This window comes from Halomonas sp. IOP_31, assembly GCF_021151495.1.
Taxonomy (GTDB): domain Bacteria; phylum Pseudomonadota; class Gammaproteobacteria; order Pseudomonadales; family Halomonadaceae; genus Modicisalibacter; species Modicisalibacter zincidurans.
In genome coordinates, this window is sequence record NZ_JAIRBP010000013.1 from 1 (window position 1) to 17,586 (window position 17,586).

Annotated in this window: 14 protein-coding genes and 1 pseudogene; 8 read left to right on the plus strand and 7 right to left on the minus strand. The window is 66.4% G+C overall.

Translation table 11 applies throughout. The features are described 5' to 3' along the window. The 5 genes and pseudogenes from K7I12_RS08620 to K7I12_RS08640 form a co-directional block, all read left to right on the plus strand. The coding region (locus tag K7I12_RS08620) for a group II intron maturase-specific domain-containing protein (protein ID WP_331460579.1) at positions 1-328 on the plus strand (328 nt) is incomplete at its 5' end. Positions 329-837: 509 nt separating this feature from the next. After that, positions 838-2,553: a sensor domain-containing diguanylate cyclase gene (locus tag K7I12_RS08625; protein WP_231663896.1), complete on the plus strand. Its 1,716-nt coding sequence runs from the start codon at positions 838-840 to the stop codon at positions 2,551-2,553. Positions 2,554-2,561: 8 nt separating this feature from the next. Continuing rightward, complete coding sequence (locus K7I12_RS08630) at positions 2,562-3,416, plus strand: dienelactone hydrolase family protein (RefSeq protein ID WP_031384288.1); 855 nt, start codon at positions 2,562-2,564, stop codon at positions 3,414-3,416. Positions 3,417-3,602: 186 nt separating this feature from the next. After that, a complete protein-coding gene (locus tag K7I12_RS08635) occupies positions 3,603-4,736 on the plus strand; it encodes a GNAT family N-acetyltransferase (protein ID WP_031384287.1) in 1,134 nt (377 codons plus the stop codon). Between the two features lie 27 nt (positions 4,737-4,763). Then, a pseudogene (locus tag K7I12_RS08640) lies at positions 4,764-4,916 on the plus strand (fructosamine kinase family protein); the annotation flags it as partial. Positions 4,917-5,062: 146 nt separating this feature from the next. Here K7I12_RS08640 and K7I12_RS08645 read toward each other — a convergent pair. Next, positions 5,063-5,677 carry a TetR family transcriptional regulator gene (locus K7I12_RS08645; protein ID WP_231663897.1) on the minus strand — a complete coding sequence of 205 codons (615 nt, stop codon included), beginning with the start codon at positions 5,675-5,677 and terminating at the stop codon, positions 5,063-5,065. A gap of 146 nt (positions 5,678-5,823) precedes the next feature. On the opposite strand from K7I12_RS08645, the gene K7I12_RS08650 reads away from it, so the two are divergent. From K7I12_RS08650 to K7I12_RS08660, 3 genes are all read left to right on the plus strand, one after another. Beyond that, on the plus strand, positions 5,824-7,122 hold the full coding sequence (locus K7I12_RS08650; RefSeq protein ID WP_231663898.1) for an efflux RND transporter periplasmic adaptor subunit: 1,299 nt from the start codon (positions 5,824-5,826) through the stop codon (positions 7,120-7,122). After that, a complete protein-coding gene (locus tag K7I12_RS08655) occupies positions 7,119-10,301 on the plus strand; it encodes an efflux RND transporter permease subunit (RefSeq protein ID WP_231663899.1) in 3,183 nt (1,060 codons plus the stop codon). The genes K7I12_RS08650 and K7I12_RS08655 overlap by 4 nt, the downstream gene beginning before the upstream one ends. A 107-nt stretch (positions 10,302-10,408) precedes the next feature. Beyond that, entirely contained in the window at positions 10,409-12,679 is a 2,271-nt protein-coding gene (locus tag K7I12_RS08660) for a mechanosensitive ion channel family protein (protein ID WP_231663900.1), read from the plus strand. A 20-nt stretch (positions 12,680-12,699) separates the two neighbouring features. Here the strand turns inward: K7I12_RS08660 and K7I12_RS08665 are convergent, their stop codons facing one another. The 6 genes from K7I12_RS08665 to deoC all read right to left on the minus strand — a co-directional run bounded on the left by K7I12_RS08665 (position 12,700) and on the right by deoC (position 17,524). Further along, positions 12,700-13,119, minus strand: a complete 420-nt coding sequence (locus tag K7I12_RS08665; RefSeq protein WP_231663901.1) for a hypothetical protein — start codon at positions 13,117-13,119, stop codon at positions 12,700-12,702. Next, positions 13,103-13,999 carry a DnaJ domain-containing protein gene (locus K7I12_RS08670; RefSeq protein ID WP_231663902.1) on the minus strand — a complete coding sequence of 299 codons (897 nt, stop codon included), beginning with the start codon at positions 13,997-13,999 and terminating at the stop codon, positions 13,103-13,105. The genes K7I12_RS08665 and K7I12_RS08670 overlap by 17 nt, the downstream gene beginning before the upstream one ends. 138 nt (positions 14,000-14,137) lie before the next feature. Beyond that, positions 14,138-14,560, minus strand: a complete 423-nt coding sequence (cdd, locus tag K7I12_RS08675; protein ID WP_231663904.1) for a cytidine deaminase — start codon at positions 14,558-14,560, stop codon at positions 14,138-14,140. Next, on the minus strand, positions 14,557-15,285 hold the full coding sequence (gene deoD, locus K7I12_RS08680) for a purine-nucleoside phosphorylase (protein ID WP_231663905.1): 729 nt from the start codon (positions 15,283-15,285) through the stop codon (positions 14,557-14,559). Before deoD ends, cdd begins: the two co-directional genes overlap by 4 nt. Before the next feature lie 110 nt (positions 15,286-15,395). Beyond that, positions 15,396-16,745: a thymidine phosphorylase gene (gene deoA / locus K7I12_RS08685; protein ID WP_231663906.1), complete on the minus strand. Its 1,350-nt coding sequence runs from the start codon at positions 16,743-16,745 to the stop codon at positions 15,396-15,398. Further along, entirely contained in the window at positions 16,745-17,524 is a 780-nt protein-coding gene (gene deoC, locus K7I12_RS08690; RefSeq protein ID WP_231663907.1) for a deoxyribose-phosphate aldolase, read from the minus strand. The genes deoA and deoC overlap by 1 nt, the downstream gene beginning before the upstream one ends. Between the last annotated feature and the right edge of the window lie 62 nt (positions 17,525-17,586).

Consider the following 17,586-nt stretch of genomic DNA (forward strand, 5'->3'; position numbering starts at 1 on the left):
TAGGAAGAGTCTCAGAGCCTTCAAGGACAAGGTGAGAAGCAAGACGCGGCGGACGGAAGGCAAGAGTCTGCGGCAGATCATCGCCTCACTCAATCCTCTGCTAAGAGGCTGGTTCGGCTACTTCCGACACGCCTATCGGACAACGTTCCGGCCGTTGGATGGCTTCATCCGCCGACGGCTTCGCGCCATCCTGCGCAAGCAGGAGAAACGCCCTGGGCGTGGCAACACCGGAACAGACACGCGACGTTGGCCCAATAGGTTCTTCGCCGCTGCCGGGCTTTTCACCCTAGCCGAAGCCTGGCAGCAAGCGAGCCAATCACGATGTTGAAACCATCGACTGGAGAGCCGTGTGCGGGAGAACCGCACGCACGGTTCGGAGGGCGGGGAGGCGAAGCCTTCCCGACCCCTATCTCGATGTGCTCGCGCATGACGCTCCGTGCCGTGCCGGTCTCGGGTTGGCGAAGGCTAAGTCCGGTTCGAGGACTCGGGGCTTGCCTGCTAAGCTTGCGTGTAACGTATCCCGTCGTGCCGGAGCAACCAGCCCATGCAGAGAAACCATGAACACAGGCATTGATCAGGCCCATCGATTGATCGCCGTACGGCCGCGGCCAGGCCTGAAGCGCCGCTAGCCCGGATGTTGCATCAGGTGCCATGATGATCGTGCAGATAATGGGTTTAACAGAGGTTTTTCTGATTGAGCGCCGTACCGGGGTGTGCGGTCGAGTGAGGAAGAATTGTCTGTGGAATCAAAGAGCAAGCGAGAGCGCGAGCGATCTGGTGCTATATTCGGGCTAGCAACGACGCGGTTACAGGGAACTCACGTGGGGGCCGCAACGCATGCCGGCATCGTCATTGCAACTATTGCCGCGCTTCATGGACGCGCTATTGGGTGCATCGCCCGCCGTGGTGTACGCCACCGATCGCGACTGGTGGCTGGGGCGGATGCATTACCTGAGCGTCAATGTTGCCGATCTGTGCGGTCTCGAGCGGCAGGCGCTGCGCGAACGGCCTCAGCTATGGCTCGAGCGGCTCGATGGCGACGCGCGGGACACGCTGTTGGCGCGCCTCGACGAGGCGCGCAGCAATGGCAAGCGCCAGTTGAGCCTGCACTATTCGCTGGCCCACCGCGACGGCAGCGTCTGCCACCTGCAGGACGACATTGTCTTGCACCGTGACGACGCCGGCGAGGTGACCGAACTGGTCGGGTCGCTGATCGATGTCACCGAGCGCCAGGCGCTGCTCGAACGTTTCGCCAAGCTCGGTGAACAGTTGCCCGGGGCGCTCTACCAGTGCCGCTTGAGCGCTGATGGCGAACTCAGTTTTCCGTTCGTCAGCGCCGGGGCCCAGCGTCTGTTCGGGTTGCCGGCGCAGGCCGTCATGAGCGATGCCTCGGCGGCCATCGGACGCGTCCATGGCGACGATCTCGAGGGCCTGTGGCATAGCGTCCATCGCAGTGCCCGGCGGCTGAGCGTCTGGCGCTATGAGTTTCGCTACCGCCATCCCGACGGCCATCCCCGTTGGGTCCAGGGGCGCGCGACCCCGGAGCGTCAGCTCGACACCAGCGTGCTGTGGCACGGTTTCTGCGAGGACGTCACGTTGCGCAAGCAGGCTCAGCTGGCACTGGCCGACAGCGAGCGCCGCTACCGTTTCATCGTCGAGAACGTCAGCGATCTGATCCTGCTGATCGATGCCGACGGCCTGTGCCGCTTCGCCTCGCCCTCGGTCGAACGCATCCTCGGCCATACCCCCGATACGCTGCAATTGTGCGCGCTGCTCGAGCTGTTGCCGCCCGATGATGCGCCGCATGTCCAGCGCCGCATCGCCGAGGCGATAGCCAGCGATCACGGGGCGCAACTCGAGATGCGTGCGCGTCACGCCCGGGGGCACTATGTGTGGCTGGAGGTCGGCTGTTCGCCCTACGTGAACTCGCTGAACGGCCAGCATGACTGGCTGCTGGCCGTCGCCCGCGACATTACCGAGCGCAAGCAGCGCGAGGTCAAGCTGCACGAGTTGTCGACCACCGACAGCTTGACCGGCGCGCTCAATCGCGGGGCCTTCCTGGGCTGCCTGCGCGGCGAGCTGGAGGGGGTGGAGCGTCGTGACACCCGGCTATCGCTGGTGTACTTCGACATCGACCATTTCAAGGCGATCAATGATACCTGGGGCCACGCCGCCGGCGATCTGGTACTTGCCAGCCTGGGGGAGATCTGCCGCAGCACGCTGCGCGCCGACGATCTTTTCGGGCGCATCGGCGGTGAGGAGTTCGCGCTGATGCTGGATGGCCAGTCGCTGGTCGAGGCGGCCATGCTTGCCGAGCGGCTAAGGGGCAAGTTCGAGAGCGTGCGGGTCGAGTTTCACGGCCATTGGCTGAATTTCACCGTCAGCTTCGGGGTTGCCGAGCGCCGCGACGATGAACCGCCTGACGCGCTCATGCATCGTGCGGATATGGGCTTGTACGAAGCCAAGCGCCAGGGTCGCAACCGGGTTCAGCAGGCGCTCGCCGAGCGGCGTGCGGCGCCTGAGCCCGTGCAGTCAGGCAAAGACCATAAATGAGGAAAGCTATGCGTAGCCTGTTCAAGCTGATGTGGTTGCTTCCCGCGCTGGCCCTTGCTCCGCTGGCGATGGCAGAGCAAGCGACCGGCGAAGCGGCCGCCGCACCCACCGTGGCCATCGACCAGGGGCCGCGGGTTCAGGGCGAAATTTTCGAGTACGCGACCGGCGGCAAGACCTACCAGGGCTACCTGGCGCGTAACGCCGCCGACTCGGAGCCGCGCCCGGCGGTGCTGATCGTCCATGAGTGGTGGGGGCTCAACGATTACGTCAAGCAGCGGGCCGACCAACTGGCCGCGCTGGGCTTCGTCGCCCTGGCGGTCGACATGTACGGCAATGGGCAGACCGCCAGCCGCCCCGACCGGGTGCGTGAGTTCTCCAGCCAGGTGATGCAGGATTGGCCGACGGCCCGCGCGAGCCTCGAGGCGGCGATGGCCAAGCTGCGCGAAAATCCGGCGGTCGACGGCGAACACATCGCGGCGATCGGCTACGGTTTCGGCGGCGGCGTGGTGATGAACATGGCGCTGGCCGGCATGCCCATCGACGCCGCGATCAGCTTTTATGGCAGCCCTACCCAGGCGGTTGATCAGCCGCAGCCCTTCGACGGCATCGTCCAGTTGTACAACGGCGCCGAGGATCCGCTGGTCAAGCGCGACGCGCTGAAGATCATGGCCGCCAAGCTCAAGGGTCAGGGCGCGACGGTCAAGGTCGTCAACTACCCGTACGCCAAGCACGCCTTCACCAATCCCGACGCCACCCAGCTAGGCCAGCAGAACGGCCTGCCGCTGGCCTACAATGCCGCGGCGGATGCCGCCTCCTGGCAGGCGGCGTTGCTGGCGCTGGACAAGGCGCTCAACGACAACTGATGCGCGAGGCGTCCGGCTAGCGATACGCCGTTACGATTCCCCCTCTCCCGAATCGCTCGCGCCACCTGGCGGCGGAGTTGGCGTCTGAGCGCGCGTGTCGTGGGGGCCCCTTATCATTGCCGGCGAAACGACAGCCGTGCAGCAAGCGTTCGTTACCAGGCGCAGTGCAGCGACAGGGAGGATGGGATGCAGTGGGAGATCGAAACGATCGCCGCCATGGAACAGGTGTCGGTCACGGATTGGAATGCGCTGGTGCCGGCCGATCAGCCTTTTCTGCGTCACGAATTCCTGCATGCCCTCGAGGCCAGCGAGGCGGTGAGTGCGGCGAGCGGCTGGACGCCGCGACACTTGCTGGTCCGGAGCGGCAGCGCGCTCGTCGCCGCGCTGCCGCGCTATCGCAAGGATCACTCCTATGGCGAATACGTCTTCGACTGGGCCTGGGCGGATGCCTGGGAGCGCGCCGGCGGCGATTACTACCCCAAGGGCCTGACGGCGATCCCCTTCACGCCGGTGCCCGGCCCGCGGCTGCTGCTGGCGCCGGGCATCGAACGCCAGGCGGTGATCGCGGCGCTGGCCGGGCACTGCTGTGACGATGCGCTGTCCAGCTGGCACCTGCTGTTCGCCGAGGACGACGAGGTCGACGCCTGGCTGGCGGTGCGCCCCGAATTGCTCGAGCGCCAGGCGCTACAGTTCCAGTGGCGGGATCGCGGCTTCGGCGACTTCGCGGGCTTTCTCGCCGCGCTGAGCGCCAAACGCCGCAAGGAGGTCAAGCGCGAGCGCCGACGCGTCGCCGAGCAGGGCCTGACCATGCGCCGGCTCTCCGGTCAGGCGATCGACACGGCCGCGCTGGCGCATTTCTATCGCTGCTACCAGATGACCTATTTCGAGCGTGGCCAGCAGCCCTACCTGACGCTGAATTTCTTCCGCCGTCTGCGCGCGACGATGCCCGAGGCGTTGCTGCTGATACAGGCGCGCCACGGCGAGCGACCGGTAGCCGCCGCGCTGTGCCTGCAGGGCAGCGAAACCCTCTACGGGCGCTACTGGGGCAGCGAGGTCGAAGCCGATTGCCTGCATTTCGAAACCTGCTACTACCAGGGCATCGAGCACTGCCTGGCTCACGGCCTGACGCGGTTCGACCCCGGCACCCAGGGCGAGCACAAGCTCAGCCGCGGATTCGCGCCGCGCCGGCTGCGTTCGCTGCACCATATTGCCCATCCCGGCTTTCGCCATGCTGTCGCCCGCTTCTGCGCCGAGGAGCGCGCGCATGTCGCCGCCTATCACCTGGCCGCCGAGGCCCGCCTGCCGTTTCGCCGCGATTGAGCGAGCGCCGCTGCCTGGCCGAGCGACTGGCCGCGCCGGCAGACGCTATTTCAACGCTATCCATTGCTCAACCATCTGCAAGTGTTCGGCGGCGGCTATCGCAGCACGGTGATGCGCAGCATCGCGAACTCGCCTGAGCGCTGGATGGGCTGGCTTGGCCTAGGAGCGCGTCGGACTTGACACTGACCTGCTGCGAATCCCGGCCTTTCGGCCAATTCCATCGATCCATTTCGTTAAATAGCGCGCTATTCGCCTCAATCGATCGATAAATTTGACTCGAAACCCGTGCTTCTCGTGACGATCGGCCAAGCCCGACAGACTCCTAGCTAGCCGGCGTCGTGGCGTATCAACTTGAACAGGGTGTCGACGATCGGCCCGCCGCGTTCGCGCAACGAGTGATTCTGCGGATCACGCAGCCAGTCGTGAAACAACCCGCCGAGACAGCACTGCAGCAGCTCCGTGGCCATCTCCGGCGTTATCGACGCTTCCAGTTGGTCGTATTGCGCGGCCTGCCGGAACTTCTCGCGCATCGCGCCGAAGCATTCGCGGCTCAGCCGGCGCTGCATCTCCAGGGGGTCGATGTCGCTGAAGAATTCGCAACGATGGATAAGGATCGAATGGATGCGCTGATAGCTGGGTTGTTCCAGACGCTGAAAACTCTCGTGACAGGCCAGGCGGATGCATTCCAGGGGCGAGGCGTTGCCATGGGCGGCCTCGATATCCTCGGTGAGTTCCTCGAAGGGTAATCGCACGCGCTCGAGCAGGGCGTGGAACAGATCCGCCTTGTTCTTGAAGTGCCAGTAGACCGCGCCGCGGGTCATGCCGGCGTGACGGGCGATCTGCTCAAGCGAGGTGCGTGCGACGCCCTTGCCGTGAAACAGCGCTTCGGCGGCGTCGAGCAGCGCCTCGCGTGTGGCTTCGGCTTTGGTGCGTCTGGGCATGGCGCTTACGTGCTCTGGGTTCGAAATGGGGGCGCTTTCTTGAAGTCAGTTTAACGTAACGGGCGAGTGTTTACATTCATGGTTGTATGGATGTACTCTTGCCACCATTCATAATCGATTCAAGGGACATTTCAATGGAAGCCGTGATGCTCCGGAGCCACAAGCGGTGGTTCCTGCCGCTCGCGCTCGTCGCTCTCCTGGCCCTGGCGGGGTGTGGGGAGGGTGACTCGGGCGGCCAGGGGAACGCCGCCCAGAACCAACAGTCACCGCCGCGACCCGCTCAGGCCATGACGGTGGCGCCGCGCGACCTGCAGCTCGACAGGCAGTATCCCGCCATGGTGCGCAGCAATCGCGAAGTCACCGTCATGGGACGTGTCGAGGGTATCCTCGAAGAGCGCCATTACCAGGAAGGCAGCCGGGTCGAGAAGGGGGATCTGCTCTATACCATCGAACCCGACTCCTATCAGGCGACGGTGCGCCAGCGTGAGGCCGACGTGCAGAGCGCCGAGGCCGAGGTCTATCGTACCCAGCGCGATGCCGAGCGTTATGAGCGCCTGTACAAGCAGAATTCCGTGAGCCAGCAGCAGCTCGATGACGCCAAAGCTAACCTGCGCTCGGCCCGGGCGACCCTGGCCCAGGCCAAGGCGGCGCTCGATGCGGCCAAGATCGACCTGAGCTACACCGAAGTGCGCGCGCCAGCGAGCGGCATGATCAGTCTCAGCCAGGTCAATGTCGGCAGTCTGGTCCAGCCCCCCGAGGCGTTGGCGACGATCACACCGCTCGATCCGCTGGACGTGCGCTTCTCGCTGCCCGCGATCGATGCCCTGGAATTGCGTCGTCAGCAGCGTCAGACGCCGGATCAAGCGATGGGCGCGGTGCTCACGGCCCCGGGGACCGGCGGAGCGAGCACGGAGCCCAACCAGTTGACCGGGCGCATCGACTTTCTCGGTTCGCGGGTCGACGAGTCCACCAGCACGGTCCAGGCCGAGGCCGAATTCGCCAATCCCGATTATCTCTTCCTGCCGGGCCAGTTCGTTCGCGTGTCGCTGACCGACGTGAAACGCTATGACGTCTTCGCCGTGCCCGCGGTGGCCGTGACCGAAGGACTCAAGGGTCCCCAGGTGCTGATTCTCGACGATCAGGACACCGCGCAGGCGCGCTTCGTCTCGTTGGGCCAGCGCTCCGATGAGTGGCAGATCATCACCGAGGGCCTGCAAAAGGGCGACCGGGTCATCGTCAGCGCCATCGGCAGCATCAGCCCGGGGGACAAGATCAAGCCTCAACCCTTCGATGGCGATCCCGAAACCGGTCAGGGTCAAGGCACCCAGGGCCAGGGCGGTGGCCAGACGGGCAAGGGTCAAGGCCAGGGTGCCGGCCAGAAAGGCGATCAAGCGTCCGGCGGCGACCAGACCTCGACGGATAGCGAGGGCGGAGACAACGGATGAATTTCTCCAGCGTTTTCATCAGGCGGCCGATCTTCGCCACCGTCATCTCGGTGATCATCACGCTCATCGGCATCATGGCGGTGCGGGTATTGCCCATCGAACAATACCCCCAGGTCGTGCCGCCGACGATCAGCGTCTCGACGACCTATCCCGGCGCCAGTGCCCAGACCGTCTCGGATACCGTGGCTTCGACGCTCGCCCAGGAGATCAACGGCACCGAGGACATGATCTACCTGACCTCGTCGAGCTCCGACAGCGGTCAGATGTCGATGAGCGTCTATTTCGAGATCGGTACCGATCCGCAGACGGCCCAGATCAATGTCAACAACCGCGTTCAGCAGGCGTTGTCGCAATTGCCCAGCGAGGTCCAGTCCCAGGGCGTGACGGTGGAGCAGCGCGCTTCCAGCGTGCTGATGTTCGTGGCCATCACGTCCAGCAGCGAGGCCTACGATTCGCTGTACCTGACCAACTACGCCAACATCAATATCACCGATTCGCTCAATCAACTGTCGGGGGTTGGGCAGGCGGAAGTCCTGGGTAGCCAGGAGTTCGCCATGCGCGTCTGGCTCAATCCGGACAAGCTGGCGCAATACGATCTGACACCGGCGGAAGTCTCCGCGGCGATTCGCGCCCAGAACTCGGTGGTGGCGGCCGGTAAGCTGGGCGCGGAGCCGCAGAGCGATCCCACGCCCTATACCTATACGATCACCACGGAAGGCCGCTTCGAGAACGTCGATCAGTTCCGCAACATCGTGCTGCGGACCAACCAGGACGGGTCGTCTCTGCGCCTGAGCGACGTGGCCCGGGTCGAACTGGGCAAGAACAGCTACGGCATTCAGGGGTACGTCAACAACAGCCCGATCGCGCCGATCGCCATCTATCTGCAGCCAGGCGCCAACGCGCTCGACGTGGCGGCCGAGGTGAAGGCGTCGATGGCGGATCTCAAGACCCGCTTCCCGCCGGGCCTGAGTTACGAGATTCCCTATGACACCACGCTGTTCATCGATGCTTCCATCGAATCGGTGGAACAAACCTTCATCGAGGCGCTGCTGCTCGTCGCGGTGATCGTGTTCGTGTTCCTGCAGAGCTGGCGCTCGACGCTGGTGGCGATGTCGGTGGTACCGATCTCGGTAGTAGGTACCTTTGCCGGCATGTACCTGCTCGATTTCTCGATCAACCTGCTTTCGCTTTTCGGCATGATCCTGGCGATCGGTATCGTCGTGGACGACGCGATCGTGGTCATAGAGAACGTCGAGCGCATCATGGAGGAAGACGAGGAGGCGACGCCATTCAGCGCCAGTCTCGAGGCGATGAAGGAAGTGTCCGGCGCGGTCATCGCCACGGCGTTCATCATGTCGGCGGTCTTCGTGCCGGTCGGCTTCATGGGCGGTCTGACGGGACAGATGTACCAGCAGTTCGCGATCACCATCGCCATCTCGGTGGCGATCTCGGCGATCGTGGCATTGACCTTCACGCCGGCGATCAGTGCCCTGTTCCTCAAGAATCAGGCGCGCATCCGGCAAGCGAAGCTGGTGCGGGTCATCAAGAAACCGTTCGATTGGTTCAACAAGGCCTTCGACAAGATCACCGATCTCTTCATGGCCATCACCCACTTCCTGATCCGCCAGCTCTGGCTCGCGGTGGTCGGGCTCGTGGCCGTCGGTGTCATCTCCTGGAGCATCTATGCGCAGTTGCCGAGTGGCTTGCTGCCGACGGAAGACCAGGGCGTGGCGATCGGCTCCGTATCGCTGCCCGCGGGATCCTCCTTCGCCAGGACGGAAACCTACGTACAGAAGCTCAGCCAGCGGCTGCAAGACGAGATTCCCGGCATCAACTACGTGGTGGGCATCCCGGGATTCGATATCCTGTCGAGTTCCGCCAACACGGCCAAGGGCACGATCTTCGTGACCATGAAGCCGTGGGCCGAGCGCGACATCACGGCCGACCAGTTGATCGGCAAGATGATGCAGTTCGGTGCCCAGATACCCGGTGGGCAGACCATGGCCTTCAACATGCCGCCGATCCAAGGGCTATCGCCGACCGGTGGTTTCACGGGCTACCTGCAGTCCTTCGAGGGGGACTCGCCGCAGGAATTGGCCCAGGCCGCCATGAAGGTGATGCAGGCGGCCAATCAGCGTCCAGAGATCGGTCAGGCCTTCTCGACGCTCGACGTCAACGTGCCGTCCTATTCGGCCAAGGTCGACATCGACAAGGTGCGTAGTCTCGGGGTCGATATCGACGATCTCAATACGACCCTGAGCAGTACCTTCGGTAGCTCGTTCGTCAATTACTTCACGCGGTCCAGTCGCAACTTCCAGGTCTACCTGCAGTCGGAGGACGATTTCCGCCGCCATCCCGATGACCTCAGCAAGGTCTATGTGCGCGGTGGTGACGGTCAGCGTATCCCGCTCTCCGAGCTGGTGACGCTGGAGCGCAGCAAGGCGCCGACCACCCTGCAGCGTTACGATACCTATCCGGCGGCACAGTTCTCCGGCGGACCCGCCCCGGGATACAGTTCCGGCCAGGCCGTGCAGGCGATGCAGGAAGTCGTCGATCAGACACTAGGGACGAATTACGCCATGGGCTGGTCCGGTGAGGCCTATCAGCAGGCCAATGTGGCGACGGGGGCGGCGCTGGCGCTGACCTTCGGCGTGATCATGATGTTTTTGATCCTCGCCGCTCAGTACGAAAGCTGGACCCTGCCGCTGGCGGTGGTGTCCGCCGTGCCCTTCGCCTTCATTGGTGCCGTGCTGGCGGTCCAACTGGCCGGCCTGACGACCAGCGTCTATCTGCAGATCGGCTTGCTGGTGGTGGTCGGCCTGGCGGCCAAGAATGCCATCCTGATCGTCGAGTTCGCCGAGCAGCAGCGCAAGCACGAGGGGCTGTCGATCGTCGAGGCCGCGCAGGTGGCGGCTCGCCAGCGTTTCCGGCCGATCGTCATGACCTCGCTGGCGTTCATCGGCGGCACCCTGCCGCTGGCGCTCGCCACCGGTGCCAGTGCCGCCAGCCGCAACCAGATCGGCACGCCGGTGGTCGGCGGGATGATCTCGATCACGCTGCTGGCGACCGTCTTCGTGCCGGCCACCTATGTCCTGATCATGAAAATCTCCCAGGCGCTGTCGCGCTGGGTCGGGCGTGACGTCGACAATGCTCGCACGGAGGTCGGCGAACGCGGTTGATCCGTGAATGATTGCCTCGTCACGCAAAGCCAAGGCCCTCGGGTCTTGGCTTTGTCGTTGACAGGCGTCAGGCTTCGGGATGCCGATGCACAGCCTAGGGAGGTGGCATGTCGTTGAAGCATCTGGGGCGGATGCTGTGTCTGCTGGGCGTCCTGGTGTGCCCCGCCGTGCTGGGCCAAGGGCTGCCCGGGGGCTTCGGGGGTGGGGGAACGTCGGCCGACTCGGCCCCCGATCCCCAGCAGCTGCGGGATTCTCTGGATCGGGTGATCGGCACCCTGGAGAGCGACGCCGGGCGCGGCCAACTGCTCGAGCAGCTCAAGGCCCTGCGCGAGACCACCGGTGCCGCCGCCGAGGAGGGCGAGGGAGAACGCCACCATGGCCTGCTCGGCGCCCTGGCCGATTCGCTCACCGACCTGGGCGAGCAGGCCGAGGCGGGGCAGTCGCCACTGGATATCTGGGGGCGGCGCAGCGAATGGGCGCTGGACGACCTGAGCGACCTGATCGCCGGGATGGGGCGCGGCGAGGCGATCCGCCAGGGCGTCGAGGCGGCGGTTCTCACGGCGATCTGGCTGGGACTGCTGCTTATGCTGATGGCAGCGGGGCGGCTGCTGGCACGACGCTACGACTGGCCGTTGAACCTGCCACCCGAGCCGCGCCCGGCGATGCTGGTGATGCATTTCCTGCGCAAGGTGCTGCCCTGGGCGTTGGCCTTCGGCGCCATGCTGGCCAGTCTTCGCTGGCTGACCCAGCCCAGTCCGGCGCGGGCCAGCGTGCTGGTCATCGCTTACGTGACGCTGTGTGGCCGGCTGTTGTCGACGGTGTTCGACGAGGTGATCTCGGTATTCACCCGCGGGCATCGCCGCGTGGCGGTGGCGGTCCTGCGCCGTCAGGCGCCGCGCCGGCTGTTCGTGATCGGCGCGCTGGCCGCGTTCGGCGACGCGGTCAACAGCGAGCGGTTGACGACGCTACTCGGCGGCGACCTGGCCAGTTGGCTGTCGGTGCTCGCCAACGTGCTCGCCGGGGTGATGAGCGGGGCGCTGGTGATCCGCCTGCGGCGCCCGGTCAAGCATCTGATCCGCAACCGGCCCTACGCCGAGCGTCGCGACCAGAGCTCGCTGCGCGATCTGGCCATTATGCTGGGCAATTACTGGCACATTCCCGCGCTGCTGTTGATCGGCGTCTCGCTGGCGGCGATCTTCGTCTCGGCAGGCGAGGCCGACGGCGCCTTCACCCGGGCGATCCTGGGCGCTGCGCTGCTGGTGCTGACGCTGGTCGTCAGCGGCGGGCTGCGCCGCCATGCCGAGCGGGTCGGCGCGGCCAAGCGCACCTCGCAGTACCGGCGTCGGCTCAAGCGCTTCTTCTCGACCCTGGCGCAGTTTTTGTGCTGGGTGCTGTTCGCCGAGCTGTCGCTGCGCATCTGGGGCTTCTCGCTTTTGGGGATCGGCGACGAGGGCGCGATCAGCGCGCGCATCGGCCAGGCGCTGCTGCGCATCGGACTGACCGTGCTGCTGGCCTGGCTGGTGTGGATCTTCGCCGATACCGCCATCCAGCGGGCGCTGCGCAGCGCCTCTGGCACGCGCGGACGGCGCATCAACAGTACCCGCGCCCAGACCATTACGCCGATGGTCCGCAACGTGGTGTTCTTCACCATTCTGGTGATCGCCTCGATCGTCGGGCTGGCCAATCTCGGCGTCAACGTCACGCCGCTGCTCGCCGGTGCCGGGGTGATCGGCCTGGCGATCGGCTTCGGCGCCCAGACGCTGGTCCAGGACCTGATCACCGGGCTGTTTATCCTCATCGAGGACTCGCTGTCGATCGACGACTTCGTCGATGTCGGCGGGCACATGGGCACGGTCGAGGGGCTCAGCTTGCGCACCGTGCGGCTGCGCGATCTCGACGGCATCGTGCACATCATTCCGTTCAGCCAGATCAAGGGCATCCAGAACTTCGCCCGTGAATTCGGCATCGCCCTGTTGCGCATCCGCATCCCCCACACCATGCCCATCGACGACGCCATCGCGCTGGTCCGCGAGGTCGCCGACGAGCTGCGCCAGGACCCGATGATGCGTCATCACATCTGGTCGGCGCTCGAGCTGCAGGGCATCGAAAGCTTCGACCAGGGCGCGGCGATCCTGCGCGTGCGCATGCGCACCAGCCCGCTGATGCAGTGGGACGTGGCACGGGCCTTCAACCTGCGCCTCAAGCAGCGCATGGACGGCGACGGCATCGAGCTGTCGCTGCCGCGGCTCAGCGTGATGTTCGAGAATCCGCCGTTCGGCGAGGGCGGCCCCGTGCGCGGCCCGTCGGCCGATGCCGCGCGGAGCATGAGCATTCCGGGGGAGACGTCCCGGGCCCAGGAGAGCGAGGCGCCCGAGTAGCTGGGGCGTCTCAAAGCGGCTCAGCCCAGCCAGCGGCCGGCGGCAAAGCCGCCAGCGGCGATCAGGCTGAAACCGGCGATGATCAACCACGGCATCAGGCGTCGCCAGCGCGCCAGCCGCGCCTGACCGGCCACCGCGGCGTCGAGCTTGGCGACCAGCTGGTCGTGACGCGACTGGGCGAGATCGGGCGTCAGCGAGAAGTCGTTGGCCACGTCGCCCCGCCAGTGCGCGCCATGGGTCAGTCCCAGCCGGGCGCGCAACCGGCCCAATTCGCTGAGCATGCCGTGCAGGCCGTCGTAGGCTTCGCGCCGGGCGCCGACGCGCAGCACCGCGGCGGCGTCGGCTTTCAGGGCGCTGTTGTCGCAGGCGTCGATGGCCGCGCCGATCGAGGCGTCGTCGGCGCTCGGTTCGACCCCCAGGCGTTTATACAAATCGCGCATCTTGCATCAAATACTCGTAGGCGTTCTTGATCCGCTGGAAACGCTGCGAGGCGGTCGCCATGCGCCGCTCGCCGTGGCTGTAGAAGCGATCCGGGTGGTGGGTCTGGGCGAGGCGCCGATAGGCCTTCTTGATGTCGCCGCGGGTGGCCCGGGCGTCGAGCCCCAGCACATGCAGCGCGCGCAGCGAGCGATCGCCCGGTGGCGGCCGGTCGTCCCGGTTGCGCTTGCCGCGATCATCGGCCCCGGCACCCTGGCGGCGCCAGTGGCGCTGGTATTCATGCTCCTCGCGCTCCCGACGCTGGCGCTCGTCCTGCTCATGGCGCTGACGCGACTGCTGTTCTCGCTCGCGTTCTCGCTCGCGTTCTCGCTCGCGTTCTCGCTCGCGTTGCGACTGCTGCTGACGGGCGTGTTCGCGAGCCTGCCAGTAATCGGCGCGACTGGGGTCCTCGGGGCTTGCCAAGGGGCGTCCGGCGACCTCCTGGAACAGCTGATTGAAGGCCGCCGGGGCGACGCCCAGCAGATCGGCGAGAAAGCGCAGGATATGGTTGTTGCTGGCGGCCAGCTGGCCGTTGCTGGTGGCCAGGCCGATGGCCTGGCGCAAAAACGCAAACGATTGCTCGTTCCACCAGTCCTTCTGCAGCACTTCGGCAGCCAGCTGGATGGCGCTCATGTCCTGGCCGCCGGCGATTTCGATCAGCGGGTCCAGGGCGTGGCCGTGGCGAAAACCGCTGGCCAGGGTCTCCAGGTAGTGCTTGTCCTCGGGCAGCACGTTGCCCTTGCTGACCATCACCCAGGCCAGCAGCAGCAGGGCCGCGGTGTCCGTCTGGTTGCGGCTCTTGAGCAGCAGCAGTTCGAACGGCGAGAAACGCGCTGAGACCATCGACGACTCCGGGCGGATTGCGGGTTAAGGCGAGCGAATCACGGAAGGCCGAGTATACCCAAGTGCTGCGTTGGATGGGCGGGGCGGCACTGCGCCGATGGTCTCACGCAGCGTCGCCGAAGCCGGTTCGCGGAGGTTTCAGTCGTGCATCGGCGAAGGCTTGCCGATGTTCTCGGGGCCGAACGAGTCGGGCAGCAGGGCGTCCATGGTGTAGCTTTTCAGCCACTGCCCGCGGCCGTCGAGGACGTGGATGCGCGTCGCCGGCGAGGCGAATTCGCGGATCCGCTGTCGGCAGTCGCCGCAGGGCGTGCACAGATGCTCGGCGGGGCCGATCACGTAGAGCGTGTCGATGCGCCGTTCGCCGTTGGCGACCATCGCGGCGATCGCCCCGGCCTCGGCGCACAGCCCCTTGTAGTTGGCGATCTCGACGTTGCAGCCGGCGTAGCGCTGGCCGGAGGCGGTCTCGATCAGCGCGCCCACCGGATGCTCGGAATAGGGGGCGTAGGCCTGGTCGCGGACCGCCAGCAGGCGCTCGACGACGCTCGGGTCGATGGCGCTCATTGCCGATCCTCCCTGTCATCCCTGAGCAGCCCTTCCAGGGTGATCGCCATCATCTCGGCAAAGCCGGTCTGGCGCGCCTGGGCGTCGAGCGCCTCGCCATCGAGGATGTGGTCGGAGACCGTGCACACGGTCAGCGCGCGGGCGCCGAATTCCGCGGCGACGCCGTACAGGCCGGCGGCTTCCATCTCGACGCCGAGAATGCCGAGGCGCTTCAGGGTCTGGAAGAACTCGATATCCGGGGTGTAGAAAAGATCCGCCGAGAACAGATTGCCGACCTTGACCTTGGTGCCACGCTCCCGGGCGGCGTCGACGGCATGCCGGGTCAGCTCGAAATCGGCGATGGCGGCGAAGTCGTGGCCGTTGAAACGCGCGCGGTTGACGCCGGAATCGGTGCACGCGCCCATGCCGACGACGATGTCGTTGACCGCGACGTCGTCGCGCACCGCGCCGCAGGAGCCGACCCGCACCAGGCGCTTGACGCCGTACTCGGTGATCAACTCCTTGGCGTAGATGGACAGCGACGGAATGCCCATGCCGCTGCCCATGACGGATAGCCGGCGTCCTCGGTAGGTGCCGGTGAAGCCGAGCATGTTGCGCACGCGGTTGACGCACTCGACCTCTTCGAGAAACGTCTCGGCGATGAACTGGGCGCGCAGCGGGTCGCCGGGCATCAGCACGGTATCGGCGAAGTCATCCGGCTGGGCGTCGATATGGGGGGTGGGCATGGGGCTTCCTCAGACGGTTCGTGACGCAACGGTGGGCTTGGCGCCAAACGCCGCGGCATCCGGCGCGTTGCCGATGCCGAAGAAATCGAGTACCAGCACGAGGGCGCGTTTCATGAGTATCCTCCGGGTTCGGTTACACGACCGTCGGGGCCGACGATGGCATGGATCAGCAGGCGCGGCGGGGGTGCCGCGCCGAGTTGCATGGCCGTGCGCAGGCTGGCCGCGGCGCGTTCGACGTCGGTCTCGCTGCGCGCGTGGACGACGGCCAGCGGCCGCTCGCCGTCGACACGCTCGCCGAGCGCGGCGATCTCGCTCAACCCTACCGCGTGATCGATCGCCGCGCCGGCCTGACGCCGCCCGCCGCCCAGTTCGACCACCGCCATGCCCAGCGCGCGGGTGTCCATGGCGGCGAGCTGGCCGCTCTCGCCCGCGTAGACCGGACGCACCATCGGCGCCTTGGGCAGGTAATGCTCGCTGCGCTCGACGATGTCCGCCGGGCCGCCGAGCCCGGCGACCATCCCCGCGAAGCGCTCGGCGGCGGTCCCCGAGGCGAGCGCCGTGTCGAGCCGGCTGGTTGCATCGGCATCGTCGCGGGCCAGTCCGCCGGCCTTGAGCATGGCCACAGCCAGCGCGTGGGTCACCCGATACAAGCGGCTGTCGCGTCGTTCGCCGCGCAGCACGGCGAGCGCCTCGGCGACCTCGACGGCGTTGCCGGCGCTGCCCGCCAGCACCTGATCCATGTCGGTGATCAGTGCGCGGGTCGGGGTGCCGGCGCCGGTGGCGATGGTGGCGATCGCCACCGCCAGCTCCTGGGAAGCGGCATGCGTGGGCATAAAGGCACCGCCGCCGGTCTTGACGTCCATCACCAGCGCATCGAGCCCGCAGGCGAGCTTCTTGCCGAGAATCGAGGCGACGATCAGCGGGATCGATTCGACCGTCGCGGTGACGTCGCGCACCGCATAGAAGCGCTTGTCGGCGGTGGCGAGATCGCCGGTCTGGCCGATGATCGCCACGCCGGCGTCCTTGACCAGCTGCCGGAACCGCGCGCTGGAGGGAGTGATATCGTAGCCGGGAATCGACTCGAGCTTGTCCAGCGTGCCGCCGGTGTGACCCAGCCCGCGCCCGGATACCATCGGCACGTGGCCGCCGCAGGCGGCGACCCAGGGGCCGAGGATCAGCGACACCACGTCGCCGACGCCGCCGGTGGAGTGCTTGTCGATCACCGGGCCGGGCAGGTCCATGTCGCGCCAGTCCAGCACCTCGCCCGAGTCGCGTATCGCCTCGGTCAGGGCGATGCGCTCGGCATCGTTCATGTCGTTGAGGAATACCGCCATGGCGAAGGCGCCGATCTGCTCGTCGCCCACGCTGCCGTCGGCGATACCGCTGACGAACTGGCGGATCGCTGACGCGTCGAGGGCCTGGCCGTCGCGCTTGGCGCGGATGATCTCCGAATTGAGCATCAGTAGCCTCCCGATGTCGTCTCGTCGCCGGGCTGGGCGATGTCGAGGATCTCGAGCAGATTGCCGAGCAGGCTCGAGGCACCGAAACGAAAATGCGCGGGGGCGACCCAGGCATCGCCCATCAGCCGCGCCGCCAGATCGAGATACTGGGCGGCGTCGTCGGCGCGGCGCACCCCGCCGGCGGCCTTGAAGCCGACCTCGCGACCGCTGTCGCGGATCGCGGTGAGCATGATCTCGGCGGCCTCGAGGGTGGCGTTGATCGTGACCTTGCCGGTGGAGGTCTTGATGAAGTCGGCGCCGGCGGCGATGGCGACCCGGCTTGCCCGGGCTATCAGCGCGGCATCGGCGAGTTCGCCGCTTTCGATGATCACCTTCAGGCAGCGCGCGCCGCAGGCCGCCTTGCAGGCTTCGACCAGCGCGTAGCCAATCGTTTCGTCGCCGGCCATCAGCGCGCGGTAGGGAAACACCACGTCGACTTCGTCGGCCCCGGCGGCGATCGCCTGGCGGGTTTCGGCCTCGGCGGCGGCGATATCGGCCGCGCCGTGGGGGAAATTGGTTACCGTGGCGATCGCGACCCGGCCGGCCAGTCCGGCATCGGCGAGCGCCTGGCGCGCGGTGGCGATGAACCGCGGGTAGATGCAGACCGCGGCCGGGTGGCCGGCGGGCGTTGCCGCCTGACGGCACAGGGCGACGATCCGCGCATCGGTGTCGTCGTCGTTGAGACTGGTCAGATCCATCAGGGCCAGGGCCCGGCGGGCGACGTCTTGGCGTACTGTCATCGTTAGGTCACCGTTGTAGAAAGAGCGTGCTGGGAACGGTGGCGAACCGAGCGCGCCGGGCG

Coding starts and splice junctions, on each gene's coding strand:
- K7I12_RS08625 (WP_231663896.1), top strand. CDS start 838: ATGCCGGCATCGTCATTGCAACTATTGCCGCGCTTCATGGACGCGCTA.
- K7I12_RS08630 (WP_031384288.1), top strand. CDS start 2,562: ATGCGTAGCCTGTTCAAGCTGATGTGGTTGCTTCCCGCGCTGGCCCTT.
- K7I12_RS08635 (WP_031384287.1), top strand. CDS start 3,603: ATGCAGTGGGAGATCGAAACGATCGCCGCCATGGAACAGGTGTCGGTC.
- K7I12_RS08645 (WP_231663897.1), bottom strand. CDS start 5,677: ATGCCCAGACGCACCAAAGCCGAAGCCACACGCGAGGCGCTGCTCGAC.
- K7I12_RS08650 (WP_231663898.1), top strand. CDS start 5,824: ATGCTCCGGAGCCACAAGCGGTGGTTCCTGCCGCTCGCGCTCGTCGCT.
- K7I12_RS08655 (WP_231663899.1), top strand. CDS start 7,119: ATGAATTTCTCCAGCGTTTTCATCAGGCGGCCGATCTTCGCCACCGTC.
- K7I12_RS08660 (WP_231663900.1), top strand. CDS start 10,409: ATGTCGTTGAAGCATCTGGGGCGGATGCTGTGTCTGCTGGGCGTCCTG.
- K7I12_RS08665 (WP_231663901.1), bottom strand. CDS start 13,119: ATGCGCGATTTGTATAAACGCCTGGGGGTCGAACCGAGCGCCGACGAC.
- K7I12_RS08670 (WP_231663902.1), bottom strand. CDS start 13,999: ATGGTCTCAGCGCGTTTCTCGCCGTTCGAACTGCTGCTGCTCAAGAGC.
- cdd (WP_231663904.1), bottom strand. CDS start 14,560: ATGAGCGCCATCGACCCGAGCGTCGTCGAGCGCCTGCTGGCGGTCCGC.
- deoD (WP_231663905.1), bottom strand. CDS start 15,285: ATGCCCACCCCCCATATCGACGCCCAGCCGGATGACTTCGCCGATACC.
- deoA (WP_231663906.1), bottom strand. CDS start 16,745: ATGCTCAATTCGGAGATCATCCGCGCCAAGCGCGACGGCCAGGCCCTC.
- deoC (WP_231663907.1), bottom strand. CDS start 17,524: ATGACAGTACGCCAAGACGTCGCCCGCCGGGCCCTGGCCCTGATGGAT.